Here is a 20594-nt window from a genome sequence, read left to right on the forward strand (position 1 = left end):
CGGTTATCCTCCACTACTTTTTTTTCTTTAATTTGTATACTAATGCTAATATCTCGGCCACTGCTCCATACATTTCAGTTGGAATTTCTGAGCCTATATCTAACTCTTTATATATTAACCTTGCTAGTGGTTTATTTTCAATTATTGGGATATCATTAACACTTGCAATCTCCTTTATTTTTATAGCAACATTATCTGCACCAATAGCCACAACTATTGGTGCCCCTTCCCCTCCCTGCTCATATTTAATAGCAATAGCAAGGTGAGTGGGGTTTGTGATGACCACAGTAGCATCGGGAACTGCTTGCATCATTCTACTAGCTGCCATTTCTCTTTGCTTTTGCCTAATTTTCGATTTAATCTGTGGGTCTCCTTCTTGTTGTTTATATTCTTCTTTAACTTCCTGCATACTCATTTTAAGTTCTTTATTATGCTTATACTTTTGGTATGCAAAATCAATGACAGATATTATAAGCATTATTATGGAAATTTTTAAAAATATATCTATAACTAATTTTCCAAAAGCACCTAAAATAGCCTCTATTTTTAAGCTTCCATAATTCATTATATCTAAATAATTGTCTTTAACATAATTATAAGCTACAACTCCTATGGTAGTAATTATAGCTAAATTTTTAAGTAAATCCACCAAGGATCTTGTAGAAAAAATTTTCTTAAATCCGCTTATAGGACTTAGTTTTTTCAAATCTGGTTTAAGTGGTTCACCGGTTAATATAAAACCAGATTGCATTAAGCTTGCCACCACTCCCATTATCATAATAGGCACCATAATTGGTAAAACCAAAAGACCAAATTTCATTATAGAAACAACAAGCACAGTTTTGAAAGTTTCCTCAGTAACACTCAAGGTTAAGTAATTACTTAAAAAAAGACTTACCACCCCTTTTAAATTATCTAACATATAGGACCCCAGCATTATAAGCAAAAGTGTTGAGGTTATTAGTGTAATGGTAGATGATAATTCCTTACTTTTTGCTACTTGACCTTTTTTCTTTGAATCACTTTTCTTTTTAGGAGTAGCTTCTTCGGTTTTTTCACCACTATCTGCTGAAACAATAATAAGCATGGGTATTACTTTATAAAAAGCTTTAATTATATCTGGAATAGTATAAAAAGAACCTACTATTAACTTTATAACAGCTGGTAGCACTAGTGCAAAGCAACTGAGTCCTACTAGTATTTTTATTGGCATACCTAAAATCATAACATTTAATTGTGGTACTGTTCTTGATATAAGTCCCAAACATAAATCTGTTATAATAATTATCAAAATAATTGGTATAGCTATTTTGAGTCCCAGTGTGAAAAACTCTATAAATATTTTTACCATCATCATAGCTGTTGCTTGTGATAATATAAACTTACCAAGCACAATAACATTAAATGAATCAATAATAGCCCTTATTAGCATATGGTGACCATCTACAACAAAAAACATTACCAGACTTACCCAGTAAAGTAGCCTTCCAAGCAGCGTAACATTCTCATTGGATATAGGATCAAACATGCTCATCATGGAAAAGCCAACTTGGAAATCCATAAGCTGCCCAGCCATTTGTGCTGAAAAAAAACAAAACTTTGTTATGTACCCTAAGGTTAAGCCAGTAATAACCTCATCTATACAGAATATTATGAGTCCAGTGTTACTCGTAATTAATTTTACATTCTCATAATTAACGCCTGGTAAAATCAGAAAAGTGAAAACAACACAAAATCCAACTTTAGCCATGGCAGGAGTACCCTTAGGGAAGAAAATTGGTATACCCACAACGAATGATGATATTCGCAGGAGCACCATTATAAAGCCTAAATAATAAGCTGTATTAATCAATATAACTCCACCTAACCTCCCATATTAGCAATAAGTTCAAAAATTCTAGTTGTAAAATCAACTAAAATATGAAGCATCCAACTACCCATTAATAATCCAATTAGTGCTGCTGCAAGTAGTTTTGGCACAAAGGTTAAAGTTTGCTCCTGAATTTGAGTAGTAGCTTGAAATATACTTATTATTAACCCTACCAAAGTAGCTGTAAGTAGAATGGGGGCAGATACCATTATTGCAGTTTGAATAGCATCTTTTATTACAGATAATACAATACTCTCAGTCATTTAATTCACCTCAACTAAAACTCATAATCAATGATTTTACCAATAGATTCCATCCATCTACCATAATAAATAACAATAATTTAAATGGGAGAGAAATCATAACCGGCGGTAGCATCATCATTCCCATAGCCATAAGAATACTACCCGTAACAATATCTATTATAATGAAAGGTATAAATAATAAAAATCCCATTTCGAAAGCTCGCCTTAATTCACTTATTATAAAAGAAGGTACCACTGCATATAGGGGTACTTTATCATAGGTAAGTTTAGGCTTTCCATTGCTCATTACCACTTTGCCATTTGCATCAACTTCATTTTTAACTGTATCTTCTAATTTTCCCACCTCTAAAAAAAGTTTTAAGTCCTTAGCTCTTGTCTGTTTTAACATAAAATCCCTCATGGGTTTAGACCCTTTATCGATGGCAACAGATTGAGTTATTTTATTATTCAAATAGGGAGTTAAAGCTTCCTTATTGACTTTTGTAAAGGTTGGTGCCATAGTAAAAAATGTTAAAAATAGAGCAAGTCCAATTATAACCTCTTTTGGTATTGCCTGTTGAACACCAATAGCACTTTTAAATAAGGATAGCACTATAATTATCCTTACAAAACTGGTAGTCATTATAATAAATGAAGGAAGTAGGGTAAGTATAGTAAGCATAACTAACAGCTTAATATTATCCACATAATCTTTTGGAGTAGTTGCTTTATCAATAGAAAGATTAATTTTTGGTATTGGTAGTGTTTGTGGAGCAGCATTTACAACTTTTATTGTGACAATCCCCATTATTACCATAATCAAAGCAAAAATGATTAAATTTTTATTTTTTATTTTCATCTTTAGCACCCTTTTTCATAATATGTTTTTTGAAAAGTTCCTTCATGTCATCATATTGAGGTAGCTCTTTAATATTTTCAATTGTATTAATCTCTTCCTTTGGTAACTCAAATAAAATATGAATTTCCTTAGAACTAGAAGAAATCGCATAGGCTTTTTCGCCAATTTTTACAACTACAATACTATTTTCCTTAGATAGTGCAATCCGGTCTAAGACTTTCATGTATCTACCATTTTGCAATTTTTGAAGCTTAGTACCACCATATTTTAGAGATAGATATAAAATAAGTAATATAAAAGGTAAAAATATTATGATTTTAAAAAGTAATGTCCAAAATTCTAAATCCATGATTTTACCACCTACTGTACCAATATATCGTTAAAGTATATATGGGATATCTTTCCTTTTGTTAATATAGGATTTATGCCTGCAATTAACTGATTCTTTATAGCATCAACACCTGTTGCACTAAAGTCCGTAGTTTTTTTTGATCTAAGAGCTACAATGACTGCATCCCTAATTGTGGGTGTTTTTGTTACTAGCTCTGCTGCTAAATCCGCATTATCTTCGTATCCAATAACAACCTTGACCTTTAGATAACGCTTTCCATCCTCATCCAGTAAATTTACTAAGAATTCCTCCAAGGGATAAGTTACCTCATTACTTTCCACAGCTTTAGTTGTTGTAGACTTTGCGCCTGCTCCCTTTTGACCAATTAAATATGCCCCTGCCCCTGCACCACCTACTACAATTAATGCTAGCAGAACTATAATAACTATTTTTAAAGAATTTCCTTTTTTAGGTTTTTCGCTCATTTTTTAGTAGCCTCCTTTGCACTTGCAACAATTAAGATATTTACTCTTCTATTTAATGCCCTATTTGCTTCATTTGAATTGGGCACAATAGGTTGATACTCAGCGCAAGCAATAGATTTAAATCGCGCAGGATACGGTTGCCTCTTGACTGTTACAAAATATTCAAGCACATTTAAAGCTCTAGCAGAAGATAATTGCCAATTATTTCTATATTCAAAATTACTAATTGGTAAACTATCTGTATGTCCCTCTATTACAATATCATTAGGCAGCGTAGATATTAGTCCATTTATTGAATCTAACACGGGTTTACTTTTATCTATAATTTCGGCTTTTCCACTTTGGAACAAAATATTTGCTTTAAGTTGAATAATAACGCCCCTACTATCAGATTTTATAACTACCGTACCTTCAAGTTTTTGTTTTTTTATAAAGCTTTGAACCTTTTCATATATATCTTCTGTATCTTTAGTTTGTGTTGTAGTAGGTTCAGGTTCCCCCACCAATGGAACTTCTCCATTTTTTACATTGAACTCTAAAATACTTGTTCCAGTTTCACCTGTGAGTACTGATTGAAGTGAGGATGCAATTTGTTTGAATTTAGCCGCATCAACTGTGGAAAAAGAATATAATAAAACAAAGAAAGTTAGAAGAAGAGTCATGGTATCTGAAAAGGTAGCGATCCACGCATCTGTTCTCATTTCTTCTCCGCCACTTTTTTTTCTAGACATTATCTGTCACCCCAGCTGCTTTGGCTTGTTCTTCAATAAATTTAGCTCTATCTAAAGGAGATAAATAAGATGTCAATTTTTCTTCAACAATTCTTGGATTTACTCCAGATTGTATTGCTAGTATTCCCTCAAGCATCATTTCACGATTATTTACTTCAATGCTAGATTTATAATTAAGGTTTTGAGCCATAGGAATTAATATTAAGTTTGCAAGTAATGCGCCATAAAATGTAGTTATTAATGCTTTTCCCATACCAGAAGCCAGCGCTGAGGAATCACTTAGATTTGCAAGCATTTGAATAAGCCCTATAAGTGTACCAATCATACCAAAAGCTGGTGCATAAGCTGCCCAAGCTTTTAACATATTAGCTCCGTCACTATGACGGCGCTCCATTTCTCCTATTTCTAATTCCATAATGTCCTTTATTGTTTCTGGTTCTAGACCATCCACCACCATTTGAAGTCCTTTTTTTAAAAATTCATTTGTTAATTGTGCCATTTCATCTTCAAGGGATAAAAGTCCTTCTCTTCTTGCTTTTTTAGATAGTGTTGTAAAGCTATTAATAATCTCTGAACTAGAGGATGTACTTTCTTTAAACGATTGTATTGTAACCTTTGTTACTCTCCTCATGGCTGAAACAGGGTAAGCTATTAGAAGTGCAGCAAATGAGCCTCCTACAGTAATTGCTATGGAAGCAGGATCATAAAATATTTTTAAATTAGCTCCACCAGCTGACATACCCCATATAATTAACACAAATCCGATTAAAATTCCAATAGTGGTCAAATTATCATGTTTTTTCATGCCCCTACCCCCTATAACTTACCAGTAAATATCCTGTTTTTATATTTTATTATTTTATCAATTACTACATCTGTGCTCTCAAGCACAATGTACCTCTTGCCGTTTACTAAAGTTATTAATGTTTCTGGCATTGTTTCAATTTTTTCTATAACTTCAGCATTTAAGATAAATTCTTCTTTATTTAAGCCTGTAAGTTTTATCATGGGACCTCCTATGATTTACGATTTATTATACGTTATCTTTAATAAAACGACTAAAATCAAAGGAATTTGGTAAGCCTCAAATGCTTTTAGCATTTGAGACCTATTACAAATTCACTTTAGAATTTCCTGATTTATACTATCTCTTTAAACCTATTATATCCTGTAAAATTTCATCTCCAGTGGTAATTGTCTTACCTGCTGCTTGGAAGGCTCTACTTGCAACTATCATGTCTGTAAACTGCTCAGCTAGGTCAACATTTGACATTTCAAGCATTCCTCCAAGCATATCTCCGTAGCCTTTACTATTATCTAAACGTGTCTCACCATCAGCAGCAGTCGCATCAGCAACTACATATTTTCCTGTTCTTACTACTGGCTCACCAGAGTTAGAAGTATTTTGATATACATTTCCCCCTAATTTCGAAAGTCCAGCAGGATTCTTAAAGGAAGCTACAGCAATTTGCCCGAGTATTGCAACTTTACCACCCTCTAAAACAGCTTTTATTATGCCGTCCTTTTCTATAGAAAAAGTTGTAATTCTTACAGTTCCTGCTGGAGTTACAGGATCAGTAGTGGTATTCTCAGGAATAGCAATTTTTTCTGGTATAACAAGAGGAATAAGTTTTTGTTCTGTTTTTATATTTTTACTATTTGCATCAGCATAGTTTATAATTGCCTTGCCATTTGCATCATAATCTATGCTTGTATAAGCTTCACCATCAGTAACAGCACCATTTTCGTCAGTAATATTAGTAGTAGCTGTAACACCATAACCTAATACTCTCAATCCGTCTGAATTTAGTAAATTCCCTTCAGTGTCTAAAGTTAAAGCGCCGTCTCTTGTGTAAAATAAATTCATTCCATTCGTAGCATCTACTGTATAATCTGCTTTTAAACTTACACCAATTGCTGATACAGTTTCCGCTGAAGTTGCAATTGTAGCTCCACCTTTTGGTGTTGCGCCTTTAGCTACCATTAAATACCCTTCTCCATCCATAGCAACATCTAGAGGTCTAGATGTTGGTTGCATACCGCCTTGGCCTGTCATAGTGTCTATTCCTGCAACTTGCACACCTAGTCCAACTTGCCTTGCGTTAACTCCACCTTGGTTTGTTCCAGGAGCTAAAGCCTGAGTCATACTTTGACTTACCATATCTTGAAATCTAACTCTTGAACTTTTAAAAGCTGTAGTTCCACAGTTAGCTATATTATTTCCTACAACATCTAATTTAATTTGATTTGCCTTCATTCCACTTATTCCTGCATATAATGATCTTAACATAATATTACCTCCATTTTTTTATTCTTTTGGACTAACTTATAATGTAATCCTAATTTTTTATTAATCACTTTGCTTCTGTATTTCCACAAAGTTAAGCTTCCTAAAAGGTCCAGCTTATATCATAACTACACTATCTATATTGGTTATTACACTCGCTCCGCTTCCATTTTTATCTAAGGCGGTAATTACAGTCCTATTTTTAATACTGGTTATAAGAGCCATATCCTTATATAATATTAAGGCTTGTTTTGCGCCTTTATCCTCCGCCATATTTATTCCTTGGTTAATCTTCTTCATATCAGCATCATCAAAGTCAATATTACGACTATTTAGTCTTTGTGCTGCATGCGAAGATATGGTAAAACATTCTTCTTTTTTTATTTGTTTATCTAGAATTTTGTTGAAGGCATTCTTTTCTTTATCTAAGAAATTATCTTCAGTATTAACTTTATTGTTTTTATTTTTCAAACCTAGGTCTGCATACTGCGTAAAATCTGCTGTTGAATACAGTTTGCCATTTACTACTCTATAAGACATATCTAAGCGTCACCACACCATCACAATTAATTACTTCTTTTCTTCTACTTTTACGATGTACTCATAGTTTATATCCTTAGTTTTTTCAACACCATCTTCTTGCCACGCAATAGTTAGATTAGCTCCATTTGCATCCCTGAAGACACTTTTAACTATACCAGCATATTTTTTACTATCTTTTGGATCGGCACCTACTGGTATCAAAGCTTCAACTTGTTTGCCCATTAAACTAACTGCACTTGAAAAGCTTGTGTTTCCATTTATATAGTCTAATCTATAATCTGGTACATCTAAAATATCTGACAAAGTGTCCGCTGGAAAATTTTTCATAGACCCGTCTGTAAGTTGTACTGCCATCTTAGTCGTACCTGCTTCTTTATAAACTGCCTTGACAATCCCACCATATTGGACACCATTTGCATCAGAACTACTAAAAGCTACCATCTTACCCACTAGTGAAGACGATGTGGAAAAAGCCACAGTACTGTTTAGATTTGTCATCTGCTCGAGAGCTGCAAATTGAGCCATTTGAGATACAAATTCTGTACCATCCTTACCCTTGGTTGGATCTTGATTTTTAAGTTCTGCAGCGAGTATTTTCAAAAAAGAGTCTTTGTCCACTTCACCTTTTTTTACAATTCTAGTTCCTCTGTCAGTTGCTCTTCCTGATTTATTAGCTTCCTTTGTTGCTTCAATCTTCGCATCATTAGCTTCCTTTGTTTCTGCTTGTTTATTAATAGGAACTGCACTATTAGGTATAACTGGCGGTGCTATTATTGGTGATATAATCGGTCCATCTATAGGCATATTTATCACTCCTCTATGCTAAATTTTTTTACACAAATTTATTTACCTGATTTTCTTCTATAGCATAGTTATTGCTTATAGAAATATCTTCTTCAACATCTAAACCCATATTTGTACTTTTGTTATTATTTTTATTTCCATTGTTATTTTTCTCATTTGAGCCTTTATTAAAAAATGTGGAATCCTCATAAATATTTATATCTAAGCTCTGAATTTTAATATCCATGTTTTTTAACTTATCACTTATATCCTGAATATTTTGATTCAATAAATTATAAGTATCTTTATTTAGAGCCGATATACTAGCCTTCATGATTCCGCTTTCCATAGTAAGCTTTATAGTTATCTCTCCAAGTTCCTTAGGATTCATTCTTACTGTTAAATCCTTAATGTTATTGATTTCCATGAATTTTATATTTTTAATTACATCTGCTCCAAAATTACTTTTATCAATTACCAAGTTTACAGCTTGTACCTTTGCTGTATCTACAGTTTTTACAGTTTCAAATTGATTCATAAAATTAACTGCTTTTGATATTTTCATGTCATCCTTATCTTCGCCAAGCAAATTATTAAGAAATTTTTCTTCGGAGGAACTATTTCCTGAAAATTTACTTCCACTTTCAGAACTATTTGAGCTTTGCATTTGGGTTTTAGGAAGAGTTTCAGAAATAGTCTTATTACTTAGTTCTATAACTTTTTTTAATAGACTGTCTGTTATTGACTTATCCTCACTATTAATGCTAAGAGCTTGCATACTAGGACCTTTTAATAAGCTCAAATTTCCTTTTAACTCATCAACTACAGTAGTTAATTTTTGTAGAACTTGAACTATTTCAGAAGGTATAAGGTTACTTTCTTTTGATTTTTCTAGCAGTGCAACTATTTCACTAAGGTTGCCTTTTAACATACCTTTTGCATCTGGAGTTAATTCTTTTACAGCTGTTAACTGTTCTGCGCCTTTTAATTTCTCTATACCTGTTATTTGTTCTGCGCTTTTTAATTGCCCTACAGCTTTTATTTGCTCTATACCTGTTATTTGTTCTATACCCATGGTGCTTTCTAAATTAATAGAGTTAGGTTTACTTTCCACGTTTATAGTGGCGGTCGCTTCGGGAACCTTTTGAAACATAGAACTTAATAATTGAAGTAACTGCTGAAGTTGCGCCATTTGTTCCACAGATTTATCTGTAACTTGAAGCTCACTTGGTGAACTTTCTAAGGTCTGCTCAAGTTTATCTATAGCCACTTCTATTAAATTAATTATATTTGTTTTTAACTCCACATTACCGCAAGAATCATTAGAATCTTTTGGAATAATGTACTCTACTTCGCTTTTTTCAATGTCCTTACTTTCAACATCCTTACTCTCAACGCTCTTGTTTTCAACATTCGCGCCCTGATTTTCAACTTTTGTTTTATCTTGTTTCTCATCTTTACTGCATTTTTTCTGGGCATTTTCCTTTGAAGAATTCACAGAATTCAAGCCATGGTTATCTAAAACACTTTTGAAATCTTCACTTTTATTTGATCCATTTGGAATGCTTTGTTTTTTAGAAGTAGTATTAGTCATTACATTCATATTTACGTTCACTTTTTTCACCTCCTCTCCCTGTGGTTATTTCTAATAAAAGCATAAAGTGCAAACTCATCATTAGTCTTTTGCTCTATTAGATTCTGCTCTTTTATAAAAGCACTCTTTTGATTTTCTTTTAAGATTTCAACCGTTTTCTTTTCAACTTGGCATTGTTTAAGTTCTCGTCTTTTTTGCTCTACTATCTCTTCCTTATTCTCTAAGACTACTGAAGTCTCGTCCATAGCCAAATTCAGAGCATTTAAATAATTTTGTTTCATTTTCTGCTGAACGATAGATTCGTATGAATCTATCGTTCTATAGATTTTATATTTTTCTTCTAAACTATTTAGCTGCTCTTCCACCAGATTTCTCTGTCTTTGTGCTTCTTTAAATTGGAGTTTACTTTTATCTTCAATATCTTTTCTAATATCAAGAAGCTTTTGCATTCTAAACTTGTATACATCTGCCAATTTAAAAACTCCTCCCCTGAAACTACCTAAAATTTTTTAATCAAATATTTTTTTAAGCGAATTAATGCTAATGCTAAAATCCGTAGTTTCATTTACACCCTGTTTTAAATAGGACTCTATGTTTTCATTATACTTAATTGCATTGTCAATTTTTGTGCTACTTCCTTTTACATAGGCGCCAATATTTATTAAATCTTCTGAATCTTTATAAGTTGCCATAAGTTCTCTTGCTGTAGAGGCCGCTTGTTTATGATCTACCGTAGCAATTTCAGACATTAGCCTGCTTACACTAGCTAGAACATCAATAGCGGGATAATGATTTTTAGCAGCAAGGGCTCTAGATAACACTATATGCCCATCTAATATACCACGAACAGCATCTGCTATCGGTTCATTAAAATCATCGCCATCAACAAGCACTGTATAAAATGCAGTAATAGATCCTTTCTGTGACATTCCGCTACGTTCCATTAATTTAGGTAACATTGAGAAAACTGATGGAGTATATCCTTTAGTAGCTGGTGGCTCACCTATAGCTAGTCCAATTTCTCTCTGTGCCATGGCGAATCTTGTTACTGAATCCATCATTAAAATGACTTTTTTACCTTGATCTCTAAAGTACTCTGCAATCGCTGTAGCTGTAAACGCGCCCTTGAGCCTTACTAGGGCTGGTTTATCAGAAGTTGCACATACAATAATGGATTTTTTCATTCCCTTTTCCCCTAAATCTTTCTCTATAAAATCTAGTACTTCTCTTCCTCTTTCTCCTATAAGTGCAATAACATTTACCTCTGCTTTTGCCTCTCTTGCTATCATTCCAAGGGTTGTACTCTTACCTACCCCACTACCTGCAAAGATGCCTATTCTTTGACCTTCTCCGCAAGTTAAAAAACCATCAATAGCTCTAATTCCAGTAGGCAATACCTCTGTTATTCTACGTCTTTTTAGTGGATCTGGAGGAGATGTATTAAGTGAGTAAGCTGTGTATTTACTAATTTCAGCTCCAGCTAATGGAATGCCCAGGCCATCTAGGACTTTTCCAAACAATTCCTCAGAGCATTTAACGCTTAAGGGACTTCCAGTTGGTACTACTCTGCAACCTGGTGATATACCCACTAGTTCCCCAAGAGGCATTAAAATTACATCCTTATCTCTAAACCCAACAACTTCACAAGAGATTTCCTCATTTGATATATTATAAATTTTACACACTTCACCAACAAAGGCTGTTATTCCTTGAACTTCAATAGTAAGTCCTATAACATTCTTTACCACACCTTCGCAGTAAGTATAGTTAATATCAGGAAGTTTATTCATTAGGTAATCAAAATTCAGATTTATCATAATAGTTCTCGCCCTTCTAAATTTATATTAGTTCTTCCTTAAAAACTTCTATTATTTTTTCTATACCGTAAGCTATACTTACAATACTTTTACCTGTATCTTTCTCAATAACAGCAGTTCCATCATCTAAAAAATCATCTTCAATTACAAATATATCCCCTTGAAAAGCAAGTCTTTGTTTCCAATTTTCAATTTGCTCTACTATGGTAGCAAAATGAGAACTATTACTTTTTATAATATAGGATTTTATATTTCTTTCAGCTTTTAGAGTATTAAAAATCATTTCGTTTAAAGCATCTTTTTCCACTACTTCTCTTTTTAATATATTCTCAGCTATACTTATAACTAAATCCTTTATATGCTGCTGTTTATCTATTAAATACTGATTATACTCACTTTTAGCTGCAGTTAATAGGTCATCTGCCATAGCTCTCACTGCTTCTGCATCTAACCTAGCAGTTACCATAGCTTCGTTATAACCATTCTCGTAGCCTTTTTCGTAGCCTTCATTTTGCCCTTCTTCAAAAGCTTGCATTTTTGCCGCTGTTGCATCTATAAAAGATTTAGAAAGGATTTTCTCACTTTCTATTCGTGCATTCTCTAATATATTGCCAGCTATGTTTTCAAAACTTTCCATATTATCTCTTTTGGCCCCATGATTTTCATCCATAATTTCTCCGTAGGTAACATCTCTTAGCTGGGTGGTTATTTCTTTATCACCTTGCTCTATAATCCTTGAATTTTTTATAATATTAAAGGACGAGTGCATCTTCGCCACCTCTTGAAAGTACAATTTCTCCAGCTTCATCTAACCGCCTCAAAACACCAACAATTTTTTGTTGTGCTTTTTCAACATCCATAAGTCTAACTGGCCCTAAGAACTCCATGTCTTCTTTTAAAGATGCTGCTGCTCTCTTAGATTGGTTTTTGAAGATACTATTAGCAACTTCTTCTGAACATCCCTTTAATGCAAGAGATAAGTCCTTAGTATCTATTTCTCTTAATATTCTTTGTATTGAAACATCATCCAAGGTGATAATATCCTCAAATACAAACATTGATTCTTTAATCTTTTCTGCAAGTTCCGCATCTTCTCGCTCTAGCCCCTCTGTAATGTTCTTTTCAGTGGTTCTATCTACTTGGTTTAAAATATCCACTAGAGATTCAATTCCACCAATCACAGTAGTATCTGTTCTAATAATAGAAGATAACTTTCCATTTAAAACTTTTTCAATTTCTTTAATAACCATAGGTGAAATATTACTCATAGTTGCGATTCTAAAAGCTACTTCACTTTGCAAATCCAGTGGCAGTTCTGCCATTACCTGAGCAGCCTTATCCGCCTGCATATAACACATAATAAGCGCTATGGTTTGTGGATGTTCATTAGATATAACATTCAAAAGTTGATGAGCATCTGCTTTCCTTGCTATGGCAAAGGGTCTATATTGTTGGGTTTCTTCCATAACTTTGTCTAATATTTCCTTTGCCCTTTGTGAACCAAGTGCTTTTGAAAGCAAATTTCTAGCATACTCAACTCCACCTTCTAAAAGGAAATCCTTTGCCTTATTCATTTCCATAAACTCATCTAAAATTGACAGTCTTTGCTCAGCTTTAACTGAAACTATGTTAGCAATTTCGTAGGTTATCTTTTGGATATCCTTTTCTGGCAATTTCTTTATTATGCCCGATGAAGCGTCCGGACCTAAGGTTATAAATAAAATAGCCGCCTTTTGAATCCCTGTAAGTTTTTCACCTTTAGCCACTATTTATCACCTCTCATCTTCCGTCAGCCAAGACTTAATTATATCTGCAACTTGTTCTGGTTTCTCTTCAGCGTACTTCTTAACTTGTTTTTCCATATTAGAATTTTTATCATTAACTTCAAATTCAATAGGAGCAAAGAATTCTTCTTGCTTTGGAGCAATATTGTCTCCAATCACCATATCAATACCCTCAGTTTCTGTTTCTTTAGTCTTTTTGGACTTACGAATTACAACAAACAATAAAATCAATAATAAAATAGCTAAAACACCAAATGCAATGCGTTTGTATAGTGCAGATTTAGCAGCTGCTTTATCAGCATTTTCTATATCTAAAAGTGCTTTTTCAGCGGCTTTTTTACTCTCACTATCAAAATTCAAACCTTCTACAGTTATTGAGTCCTTTCTCTCTTCAGAGTACCCTATTGCTTTGGCAACTAAATTATTTACAGAAGTTTTAGTGTTTTCATCCAAATTACCATCTAGTACAACTGACGTAGTAATTTTAGTAATCCCACCAGGAGCTTTCACTGTACTTTCCACTACTTTCGAATTCTCATAATTTTTTGTTGATTCTTTATTAACCACATTCCCATCTTTAGGAGTTGTAGCTGTAGTGTTTTTTGAAGCTTCGTCTACAGGACTAGTTGTTAAATCTTTAGTAGTACTATCATTTATTGTCTGTATATCATGTGAACTTACTACTGCTCCCTTTGGGTCATATTTAACAGTGTCTTTTTTAACTGCATCAAAATTAAGTTCTGTATTAACGGAAACTCTTACTCCAGTTTTATATATAGGCTCTAATACCTTCATTATTTTTGCTTCTAAATTCTTTTCAACTTCTTTTTTTAACTCTAGTTGCTTATCCGTAGAACCAGTTAATGTATCCGCTTCTTTATCATATAAGCCCTCAGTTAAAAGCAAAAATTTATCAGATACTATGCTGACATTTTCCTTTGGGAGGTTTTCTACGCCTCCAGTAAGCAATGCAACTATTGCCTTTACTTGCGCTGTATTAAGCTTAGTGCCGGCTTTAAGTTTAATTACAACTGAAGCACTGGCAGGCTCCGTTTCGCGAACAAAAGCTGTGCTTTCTGGTAAAACCAAATTAACCTTAGCTCCTTCAATTTCTGGAAAAGACTTAATAGCTCTTTCAATTTCCCCAGCTAAAGCTCTTTGGTACATGATTTTAGTTTCTTTATCCGTAGGTGCCATTTTACCATTATCAAAAAGCTCAAATCCTTGACTTCCCTCTGTAATCTTAACCTCAGATACAAGCTCCATTCTAAGGCTATCAATGTCTGCCTTAGGTACTAATATGGAGTTATCACTCACCTTATATGTAACTTTTTTCTCTTTTAATTTCGCTAAAATAGCACCTGAATCCTCTGTTGTCATATTTGAAAATAACACATCATATTTAGTTTTCGATGCTATTACAATAAAAGAACCAAGGGCCACTATAACTACGGCCGCAAGTAAACTATAAGCTATTTTTTTACTTTTACTTAAATTACCCCAGCCTTGCGAAATCTTAGTCCTTACTTCGAGTAGCTTACTCATACCCAGCACCCCTTACTATATCTGCATTCTATTAAATTCCTGGTATGCCTCTACAAGCTTATTCCTAATTTGCACTGCCAGTTCTAGTGACAATTTAGCTTCTTCTGTAGATAACATAACCTTGTGCACGTCTTCTTCTTCACCTTTTATAAACTTTTGAGTAAGGTTATCTGCTTCTAATTGTTGATCATTAACTTCACTTAATTTTTCTTCTAAGGTGTCTAAGAAGTTATTGCTTTTCTTCTCACCTTCTACAGGACTACTTTGAAGTTCATTAAATATTTTTGTATTATTGACATAAGCATTAATATTCATAAATCACTCTCCTATTTACCGATTTCTAAAGCTTTAGAGAACATATTTTTTATAGCATTCATAGAATTTACATTTGCCTCATACGCTCTTGAAGACGCAATCATATCCGCCATTTCATTCAAAATATTTACGTTAGGCATAGTAACATACCCTTCTACATCTGCATCTGGATGTGATGGATCATAGACCCGTCTTAAAGGCGAATCATCATTTACAAGACCAACACTCTTTACTCCTTTAAAACTATCCTTGTATGTACCAGTAGATTTATCTAATTCCTGTTGAAGATTTTCTTGAAATACGGCTATTTTCCTTATATATGGTTGTCCATTTTCTCCCCTAGTTGTAGTTGCATTTGCTATGTTAGATGCAATAGTGTCCATCCTTAGTCTTTCTGCGGTTAACCCACTAGAACTTATTCTCATTCCCCTAAAAGCATCATTCATTACTATCTACCTCCTCCTATAATATAACTTGTAAGTGCAATCTTACTATTAGTTTGCTTTACCAGAGCGTTAAACATTAGTGTATTTGCCGCCTGATTGGTCATTTCAAGGTCTATATCCACGTTATTGCCGTCTTGCCTCATACTGGTATTCTCATCTCGCTTTATTGCAATATCTCCACTTCTACCAGCTGTTTGCATATGTTTCACGTTATCAGTTTTCATTATATTCTCACCCATACTGTCATTTAATGTGTCTTCAAATGTAACATAGAGTTTCTTATAACCTTTTGTATTAATATTTGCAACGTTGTTTCCTATAACTTTACCTCTAACTGCAGAAGCATCCATACTCTTTTTCAACAAGTTATAAGTATTTTCGCTTAACGAGCTTCCAATTATGCCCACAATAACCATCTCCCTTTATTTAAGGTTAGACATATAATATGAATTTCCTTCTTTAAATCTTAAATTTTACTAAAAATAGTTATTTTTTTTATTAACCCTAATAAATTCCACTTTAACAATTTCATTATATACTATTTAATTATCATAGTGAAGATTTTTTGAGACTTTTCATGAATTAAATTAATTCTAAAATTCAAACTGCCCCATTTCAATGTTAAAATGTCTATTTCAATGGTTATGTTTCATTTTAGTATTTTTTTAGTGTTTGCTTTTTGTTTACATACTCCTTTTATATTATACATTATTGTTGTAAATTGTCTATTAAATTAACAAAATAAGAAAAAAAAATAAATAACAAGTCAAATATCTTAATATACGACTTATTATTTATTATAATGTGCCTTATACAAAAGGAGACATGATTTTCATCAAGTCTCCTTTTGCTACTCTTATTTTTATCAGCTTCTAACATTTTCTAATATTCTTAATGCATCCTGTGGTAACTTGTTTGATTGAGCCATCATGGCATTTCCAGCTTCTATAAGAATATTATACTTAGAAAATCCCATCATTTCCTCAGCCATATCTGCATCTCTTATACCGCTTTCAGCAGATTGTATTTTATCTGCTATCTCAATTGTAGAATTATAACTACTTTCAAATCTATTCTCTAAGGCTCCAAATTTACTTCTAGCACTGATGATTACACCAAGGGCTTTGTCTACAAGTTCTAGGGACTTATCTATATCATTCACATTTACCTTTACCTCAGTCTCAGTCTTAAGTTCTAGCCCTATGGTAGTCAAATTATATTTTGGTATATCAATTTTTTCTCCTACATTAGCACCTGTAGCCATTTCTATAACCCTTGATCCTTTATTATCATTAGGAACATCATCAGCTAAAAGTTTAACTCCATTAAACTCAGTATTATTTGCCATGTCATCTGCTCCAGCTAACATTTGGTTTATTTCCTTTTGGATGGTTTCTTTGTCTTCTGGAGTTGTAGCTCCTCCAGCTGCTACTAATAACTCTCTAACTCTTTGGATACTACTAGTAATACCCTCAAGACCGCCTTCTGCGGTTTGAATCATACTAATTCCATCTTGTGTATTTCTAGCCGCCATCTGAAGCCCTCTTATCTGCATTCGAAGTCTCTCACTTTGAGCCATTGCATTAGGATCTTCTTTTGAACTATTTATTTTAATACCGGAAGATAGTCTCCCTAAGGCTCCACTTTGCTTAGTAAGATTCTTACTGTATGCTCTATATACATTTAAAGAGGCAATATTCTTATTTATTCTCATAAAATCAACTCCATTAAAGTTTTTTATTTACTTTCTATTTTAATATATCGGATATACTGAATTTCACTTTAGGAATTTACATGTATTTTCAACCCTATAAGTTCACAATTTCGTTTATTATAAGTTTTTACTATAACTTAAATAACACTAATATACCATAACATCTAAAGGGAACATACTCAAGCAATTTTCAAAGGAATCCATGGCATCTAGTTCTGATATCCTACCACTCATAAGATTTCTATATAGCATATATAGCTTTGTATGAAGGTCTGGATTCAATTGCTTAACTTCAACCATTTTTTCAAATATTTCATCTTCAACAGAACGTTTACTGCCCAAATCAAAAACACTAGATACATAACTTTGTAATCCCTCAATTTTCATTTTTAAATGAGGCTCAGAACAGAGATGACTTATTTCGCTCAGTTCTTTAATGATTTTCTGCATTACTTCTACTTTAACTGGAACTCCTTTATTGCTACTCATATAACTTCACCTTTCTTGATTTATAATATTACTTAAGGATATATTTAATACTTCGTTTAAAAAGTTAATAACTTTAGTCTAATGTTTATTTATGGATAAATTCTGTAGATAGATTTTAGGTATCCTATTTATATGCGCTTAAATTGCTTCGCAATTTGGTTGAGAATGGAGAGAAGATTTATTAGATATTCAAATGGCGCTTATACCTTGATTTTGGAAATAGGTATAAAGTATAGTCATAATTGGTCGATAATGGGTATATATATATAATTTTCTATACAGTTAAAAGATTTTGTTTGAAATTCTGGGAGGGAGAATAAAAAGCATCCACCCAGAATTGAAATAAATGGGGGCCTAAGGGTTTCTGAATTCACTATAAAATATTAATGGGAGATGGAATTAATGAAAAAGTTTTTATCAAAGGTACTAAGTGTAATAGTAGTTGCATCAATGGTTTTACCGGCTAGGGGAGAGGTTTTTGCGGCGGGAAAGATTAATTTCAAGGCAGATGTTACTAATAATGCCGGAATGCCAGATACGGTAAAGGTTACTGGTTTATTGGTGGGAGATATAGTTAACGTATATTCAAATTCATCATCATCTCCAACCCTCAAATCTTACGCAAACAAAGGCGAAGGAATAGGGAAAGCAACAGCAAAATTAGACAAAGGAGCAAAAGGAGAAAAAGGCTCAACAAAAGCATCAGCAATAGTAAGCGCTCAATTTCCAGTAATATCAAACGGTGTCTTTTCTGAAGAGCAGCCAGGATACATATTGGTAACAGTAACAAGAAAGGGTTTGACTGAAAGTCTTCCACTAATAGTAGATTATCCTATAGAAACACGAACTCCGACACCTGCAGTTGCTAATGTCACCGTTGCAAATAATGCAGGAATGGCAGACACAGTAACACTAACAGATTTAAAAGTAGGGGATATAGTTAAAGTATACGCAAATTCAGCAGTAGTAGCCGAAGAAGCATCAGAATCAGTAGCTCCAATGGTAACAACTACGGGGGAAACATCAATAATAAATCAACTTAATAGTGAGATGACTAACGCAGACAAAAAGCTTAACTACGTAAACGCATTTAGTAATAACTATTATAAGACCGCAACTATAAATTTTAAAAATGCTATAGATGCAGCTACTGCGCATTCAAAACTGATAAACGATATATACGCTATAACCGATATAACCGTTATAAACGATAAGTTAACCTTAATAAATTTACCCCTACATCAAAACCACCGAATATCAAAAATGCAATTTGGTCAAACACCTGAAAATTACCAAAACCAAATTGCATCAGCTGGACTAAGTATACTTGCTAAAGCTACAACTGATTTTGAAGGTGAATTTCTTAAAGCACCAATCGGAACTGCAACAGCAAATGCAACTAAAAAAGTAAAAGGTGCAACAGCAACACCAGGAGCAACAGCAACAGTAAGTATTCCAGACCTTGGAAGCAAGGGCGTATCCATATTTATAACAGTAACAAACAAGGGATCTCTTGAAAGTTTTAAAAGTTCTGAAATAAACTCTGTTGCAGAAATTCAACATCCATTACCAAATTCAATGGTAACTATTGTAAACAACGCAGGATTACCCGACACAGTAACGGTTGAAGGTTTAGATTTAGGTGTAGGAGATATAGTTAGCGTATACAAAGGCACCATCGACAACTATCAATTTATACAAAAAGCAACAGCAAAAGCAAATAAAAAAGTAAAAGGATCAACAGCAACACCAGGAGCAACAGCAACTGTAAGTATTCCACAACTTGGTGGAGATGGAGGAACCATAACTATAACAGTAACAAGAAAGGCTTTAGTCGAAAGTAAGCATTCTAACCCAATATATTTTAAAGGAGAAGGACAAACGCAACCACCTTCACCTTTAAACTAAAAGCGCTCTCAAAGGTGCCTGTCACTTGGGTGAAAAAGGAAAACCAAAAGACAAGTCATCATGCCGAAAGGTGTGGTGGCTTGTTTTTTAATTTTCGGACAGTCCGGGGTCTGGTGAAGGCTTGCAGACGTTTATTAACAATATACTTCTAAAACTTTTTTTCATTCTGTCCTATTTCCACCTGAACTTCCTCTATTTTACCTACCAGTCCTTTATTTTTTCTAAAATCAAAAATCAAAAGATAACCCTCATCTAATCCGTACTGCTCCAAATACCTTCCTAGCTGAATAAGCCCTTTTTTATGGTACGCTTCTCCATACCATATTTTTTAGCAAGCTCGCTTCGCTCACAAAGCTGCCTGTCACTTGGGCAAAAAAGGAAAACTAAAAGACAAGTCATCATGCCAAAAGGTGTGGTTGCTTGTTTTTTTCCTAGAAGCAAGTTCAATCATTTTATTCCATCGCTCGTTTACCTGTGATTTAGTATTTTGTGTCGAAAAATGTAACAAAATAGAGTGTTAAGTTTGTCCATATAATATGCATACTATATCTTAAAATTGGAAATATAATTCAAATTTATTTAGCAAGCTCAGGCAAGCCTTTACAAGTACCCCAGGGGTGTAGCAAGCTCGCTTCGCTCTCAATGGTGCCTGTCACTTGGGTTAAAAAGGAAAACCAGAAAACCAAAAGACAAGTCATCATTCCGAAAGGTGTGGTGGCTTGTTTTTTTCTTAGAAAAAAGTCACTCATTTTATTCCATCGCTCGTTTACCTGTGATTTAGTATTTTGTGTCGAAAAATGTAACAAAAGCGAGCGTTAAGTTGGTCCATATAATGTGTATACTATATC

General features: G+C 33.5%; 23 protein-coding genes and 1 pseudogene. 1 reads left to right on the forward strand and 23 read right to left on the reverse strand.

Annotated features, from left to right (window positions below; translation table 11 throughout):
• Positions 1 to 13: 13 nt before the first annotated feature.
• From ACREV6_RS22695 to ACREV6_RS22800, 22 genes are all read right to left on the reverse strand, one after another.
• Positions 14 to 1852 carry a fused FliR family export protein/FlhB family type III secretion system protein gene (locus ACREV6_RS22695; protein WP_431580320.1) on the reverse strand — a complete coding sequence of 613 codons (1839 nt, stop codon included), beginning with the start codon at positions 1850 to 1852 and terminating at the stop codon, positions 14 to 16.
• A gap of 11 nt (positions 1853 to 1863) precedes the next feature.
• Complete coding sequence (gene fliQ, locus ACREV6_RS22700; RefSeq protein ID WP_431580321.1) at positions 1864 to 2133, reverse strand: flagellar biosynthesis protein FliQ; 270 nt, start codon at positions 2131 to 2133, stop codon at positions 1864 to 1866.
• 10 nt (positions 2134 to 2143) lie between these two features.
• Positions 2144 to 2968 (reverse strand): flagellar type III secretion system pore protein FliP, encoded by an 825-nt coding sequence (locus ACREV6_RS22705; protein ID WP_431580507.1) that lies wholly within the window; start codon positions 2966 to 2968, stop codon positions 2144 to 2146.
• Positions 2958 to 3323 (reverse strand): flagellar biosynthetic protein FliO, encoded by a 366-nt coding sequence (gene fliO, locus ACREV6_RS22710; RefSeq protein ID WP_431580322.1) that lies wholly within the window; start codon positions 3321 to 3323, stop codon positions 2958 to 2960. Before fliO ends, ACREV6_RS22705 begins: the two co-directional genes overlap by 11 nt.
• An 11-nt stretch (positions 3324 to 3334) precedes the next feature.
• Positions 3335 to 3790, reverse strand: coding sequence for a flagellar basal body-associated FliL family protein (locus ACREV6_RS22715; RefSeq protein WP_431580323.1), 456 nt, complete (start codon positions 3788 to 3790; stop codon positions 3335 to 3337).
• Positions 3787 to 4521, reverse strand: coding sequence for a flagellar motor protein MotB (locus ACREV6_RS22720; protein WP_431580324.1), 735 nt, complete (start codon positions 4519 to 4521; stop codon positions 3787 to 3789). Before ACREV6_RS22720 ends, ACREV6_RS22715 begins: the two co-directional genes overlap by 4 nt.
• Positions 4514 to 5326, reverse strand: coding sequence for a motility protein A (locus ACREV6_RS22725; protein WP_431580325.1), 813 nt, complete (start codon positions 5324 to 5326; stop codon positions 4514 to 4516). Before ACREV6_RS22725 ends, ACREV6_RS22720 begins: the two co-directional genes overlap by 8 nt.
• Positions 5327 to 5337: 11 nt before the next feature.
• Positions 5338 to 5529, reverse strand: a complete 192-nt coding sequence (locus ACREV6_RS22730) for a flagellar FlbD family protein (protein WP_164955859.1) — start codon at positions 5527 to 5529, stop codon at positions 5338 to 5340.
• Between the two features lie 136 nt (positions 5530 to 5665).
• Positions 5666 to 6811, reverse strand: a complete 1146-nt coding sequence (locus tag ACREV6_RS22735; protein ID WP_431580326.1) for a flagellar hook-basal body complex protein — start codon at positions 6809 to 6811, stop codon at positions 5666 to 5668.
• Between the two features lie 114 nt (positions 6812 to 6925).
• The gene (locus ACREV6_RS22740) at positions 6926 to 7348 is read right to left on the reverse strand and encodes a TIGR02530 family flagellar biosynthesis protein (protein ID WP_431580327.1); all 423 of its coding nucleotides are present in this window, start codon (positions 7346 to 7348) and stop codon (positions 6926 to 6928) included.
• 30 nt (positions 7349 to 7378) lie between these two features.
• The gene (locus tag ACREV6_RS22745) at positions 7379 to 8155 is read right to left on the reverse strand and encodes a flagellar hook capping FlgD N-terminal domain-containing protein (protein ID WP_431580328.1); all 777 of its coding nucleotides are present in this window, start codon (positions 8153 to 8155) and stop codon (positions 7379 to 7381) included.
• Positions 8156 to 8183: 28 nt separating this feature from the next.
• Positions 8184 to 9749 (reverse strand): flagellar hook-length control protein FliK, encoded by a 1566-nt coding sequence (gene fliK, locus ACREV6_RS22750; RefSeq protein ID WP_431580329.1) that lies wholly within the window; start codon positions 9747 to 9749, stop codon positions 8184 to 8186.
• 5 nt (positions 9750 to 9754) lie between these two features.
• The gene (gene fliJ, locus ACREV6_RS22755; RefSeq protein ID WP_431580508.1) at positions 9755 to 10177 is read right to left on the reverse strand and encodes a flagellar export protein FliJ; all 423 of its coding nucleotides are present in this window, start codon (positions 10175 to 10177) and stop codon (positions 9755 to 9757) included.
• A gap of 60 nt (positions 10178 to 10237) precedes the next feature.
• Positions 10238 to 11545 (reverse strand): flagellar protein export ATPase FliI, encoded by a 1308-nt coding sequence (gene fliI / locus ACREV6_RS22760; RefSeq protein WP_431580330.1) that lies wholly within the window; start codon positions 11543 to 11545, stop codon positions 10238 to 10240.
• Between the two features lie 22 nt (positions 11546 to 11567).
• On the reverse strand, positions 11568 to 12314 hold the full coding sequence (locus ACREV6_RS22765; protein ID WP_431580331.1) for a FliH/SctL family protein: 747 nt from the start codon (positions 12312 to 12314) through the stop codon (positions 11568 to 11570).
• Entirely contained in the window at positions 12298 to 13311 is a 1014-nt protein-coding gene (gene fliG / locus ACREV6_RS22770; protein WP_431580332.1) for a flagellar motor switch protein FliG, read from the reverse strand. Before fliG ends, ACREV6_RS22765 begins: the two co-directional genes overlap by 17 nt.
• Before the next feature lie 6 nt (positions 13312 to 13317).
• Positions 13318 to 14874, reverse strand: a complete 1557-nt coding sequence (gene fliF / locus ACREV6_RS22775; RefSeq protein WP_431580333.1) for a flagellar basal-body MS-ring/collar protein FliF — start codon at positions 14872 to 14874, stop codon at positions 13318 to 13320.
• A gap of 15 nt (positions 14875 to 14889) precedes the next feature.
• A complete protein-coding gene (gene fliE / locus ACREV6_RS22780) occupies positions 14890 to 15189 on the reverse strand; it encodes a flagellar hook-basal body complex protein FliE (RefSeq protein ID WP_431580334.1) in 300 nt (99 codons plus the stop codon).
• A gap of 11 nt (positions 15190 to 15200) precedes the next feature.
• Positions 15201 to 15635, reverse strand: coding sequence for a flagellar basal body rod protein FlgC (flgC, locus tag ACREV6_RS22785; protein ID WP_431580335.1), 435 nt, complete (start codon positions 15633 to 15635; stop codon positions 15201 to 15203).
• 2 nt (positions 15636 to 15637) lie between these two features.
• A complete protein-coding gene (gene flgB / locus ACREV6_RS22790; RefSeq protein WP_431580336.1) occupies positions 15638 to 16042 on the reverse strand; it encodes a flagellar basal body rod protein FlgB in 405 nt (134 codons plus the stop codon).
• A 458-nt stretch (positions 16043 to 16500) separates the two neighbouring features.
• Positions 16501 to 17349: a flagellin gene (locus ACREV6_RS22795; protein ID WP_431580337.1), complete on the reverse strand. Its 849-nt coding sequence runs from the start codon at positions 17347 to 17349 to the stop codon at positions 16501 to 16503.
• A 147-nt stretch (positions 17350 to 17496) separates the two neighbouring features.
• Complete coding sequence (locus ACREV6_RS22800; protein ID WP_431580338.1) at positions 17497 to 17838, reverse strand: hypothetical protein; 342 nt, start codon at positions 17836 to 17838, stop codon at positions 17497 to 17499.
• Between the two features lie 402 nt (positions 17839 to 18240).
• Between ACREV6_RS22800 and ACREV6_RS22805 the strand changes: the two genes are divergently transcribed.
• Positions 18241 to 19746, forward strand: coding sequence for a hypothetical protein (locus ACREV6_RS22805; protein WP_431580339.1), 1506 nt, complete (start codon positions 18241 to 18243; stop codon positions 19744 to 19746).
• Positions 19747 to 19880: 134 nt separating this feature from the next.
• Here ACREV6_RS22805 and ACREV6_RS22810 read toward each other — a convergent pair.
• Positions 19881 to 20074, reverse strand: a pseudogene (locus ACREV6_RS22810) (AAA family ATPase); the annotation flags it as partial.
• Positions 20075 to 20594: the final 520 nt, after the last annotated feature.

It is taken from the genome of Clostridium sp. (genome assembly GCF_050717515.1).
Classification (GTDB): domain Bacteria; phylum Bacillota; class Clostridia; order Clostridiales; family Clostridiaceae; genus Clostridium_AD.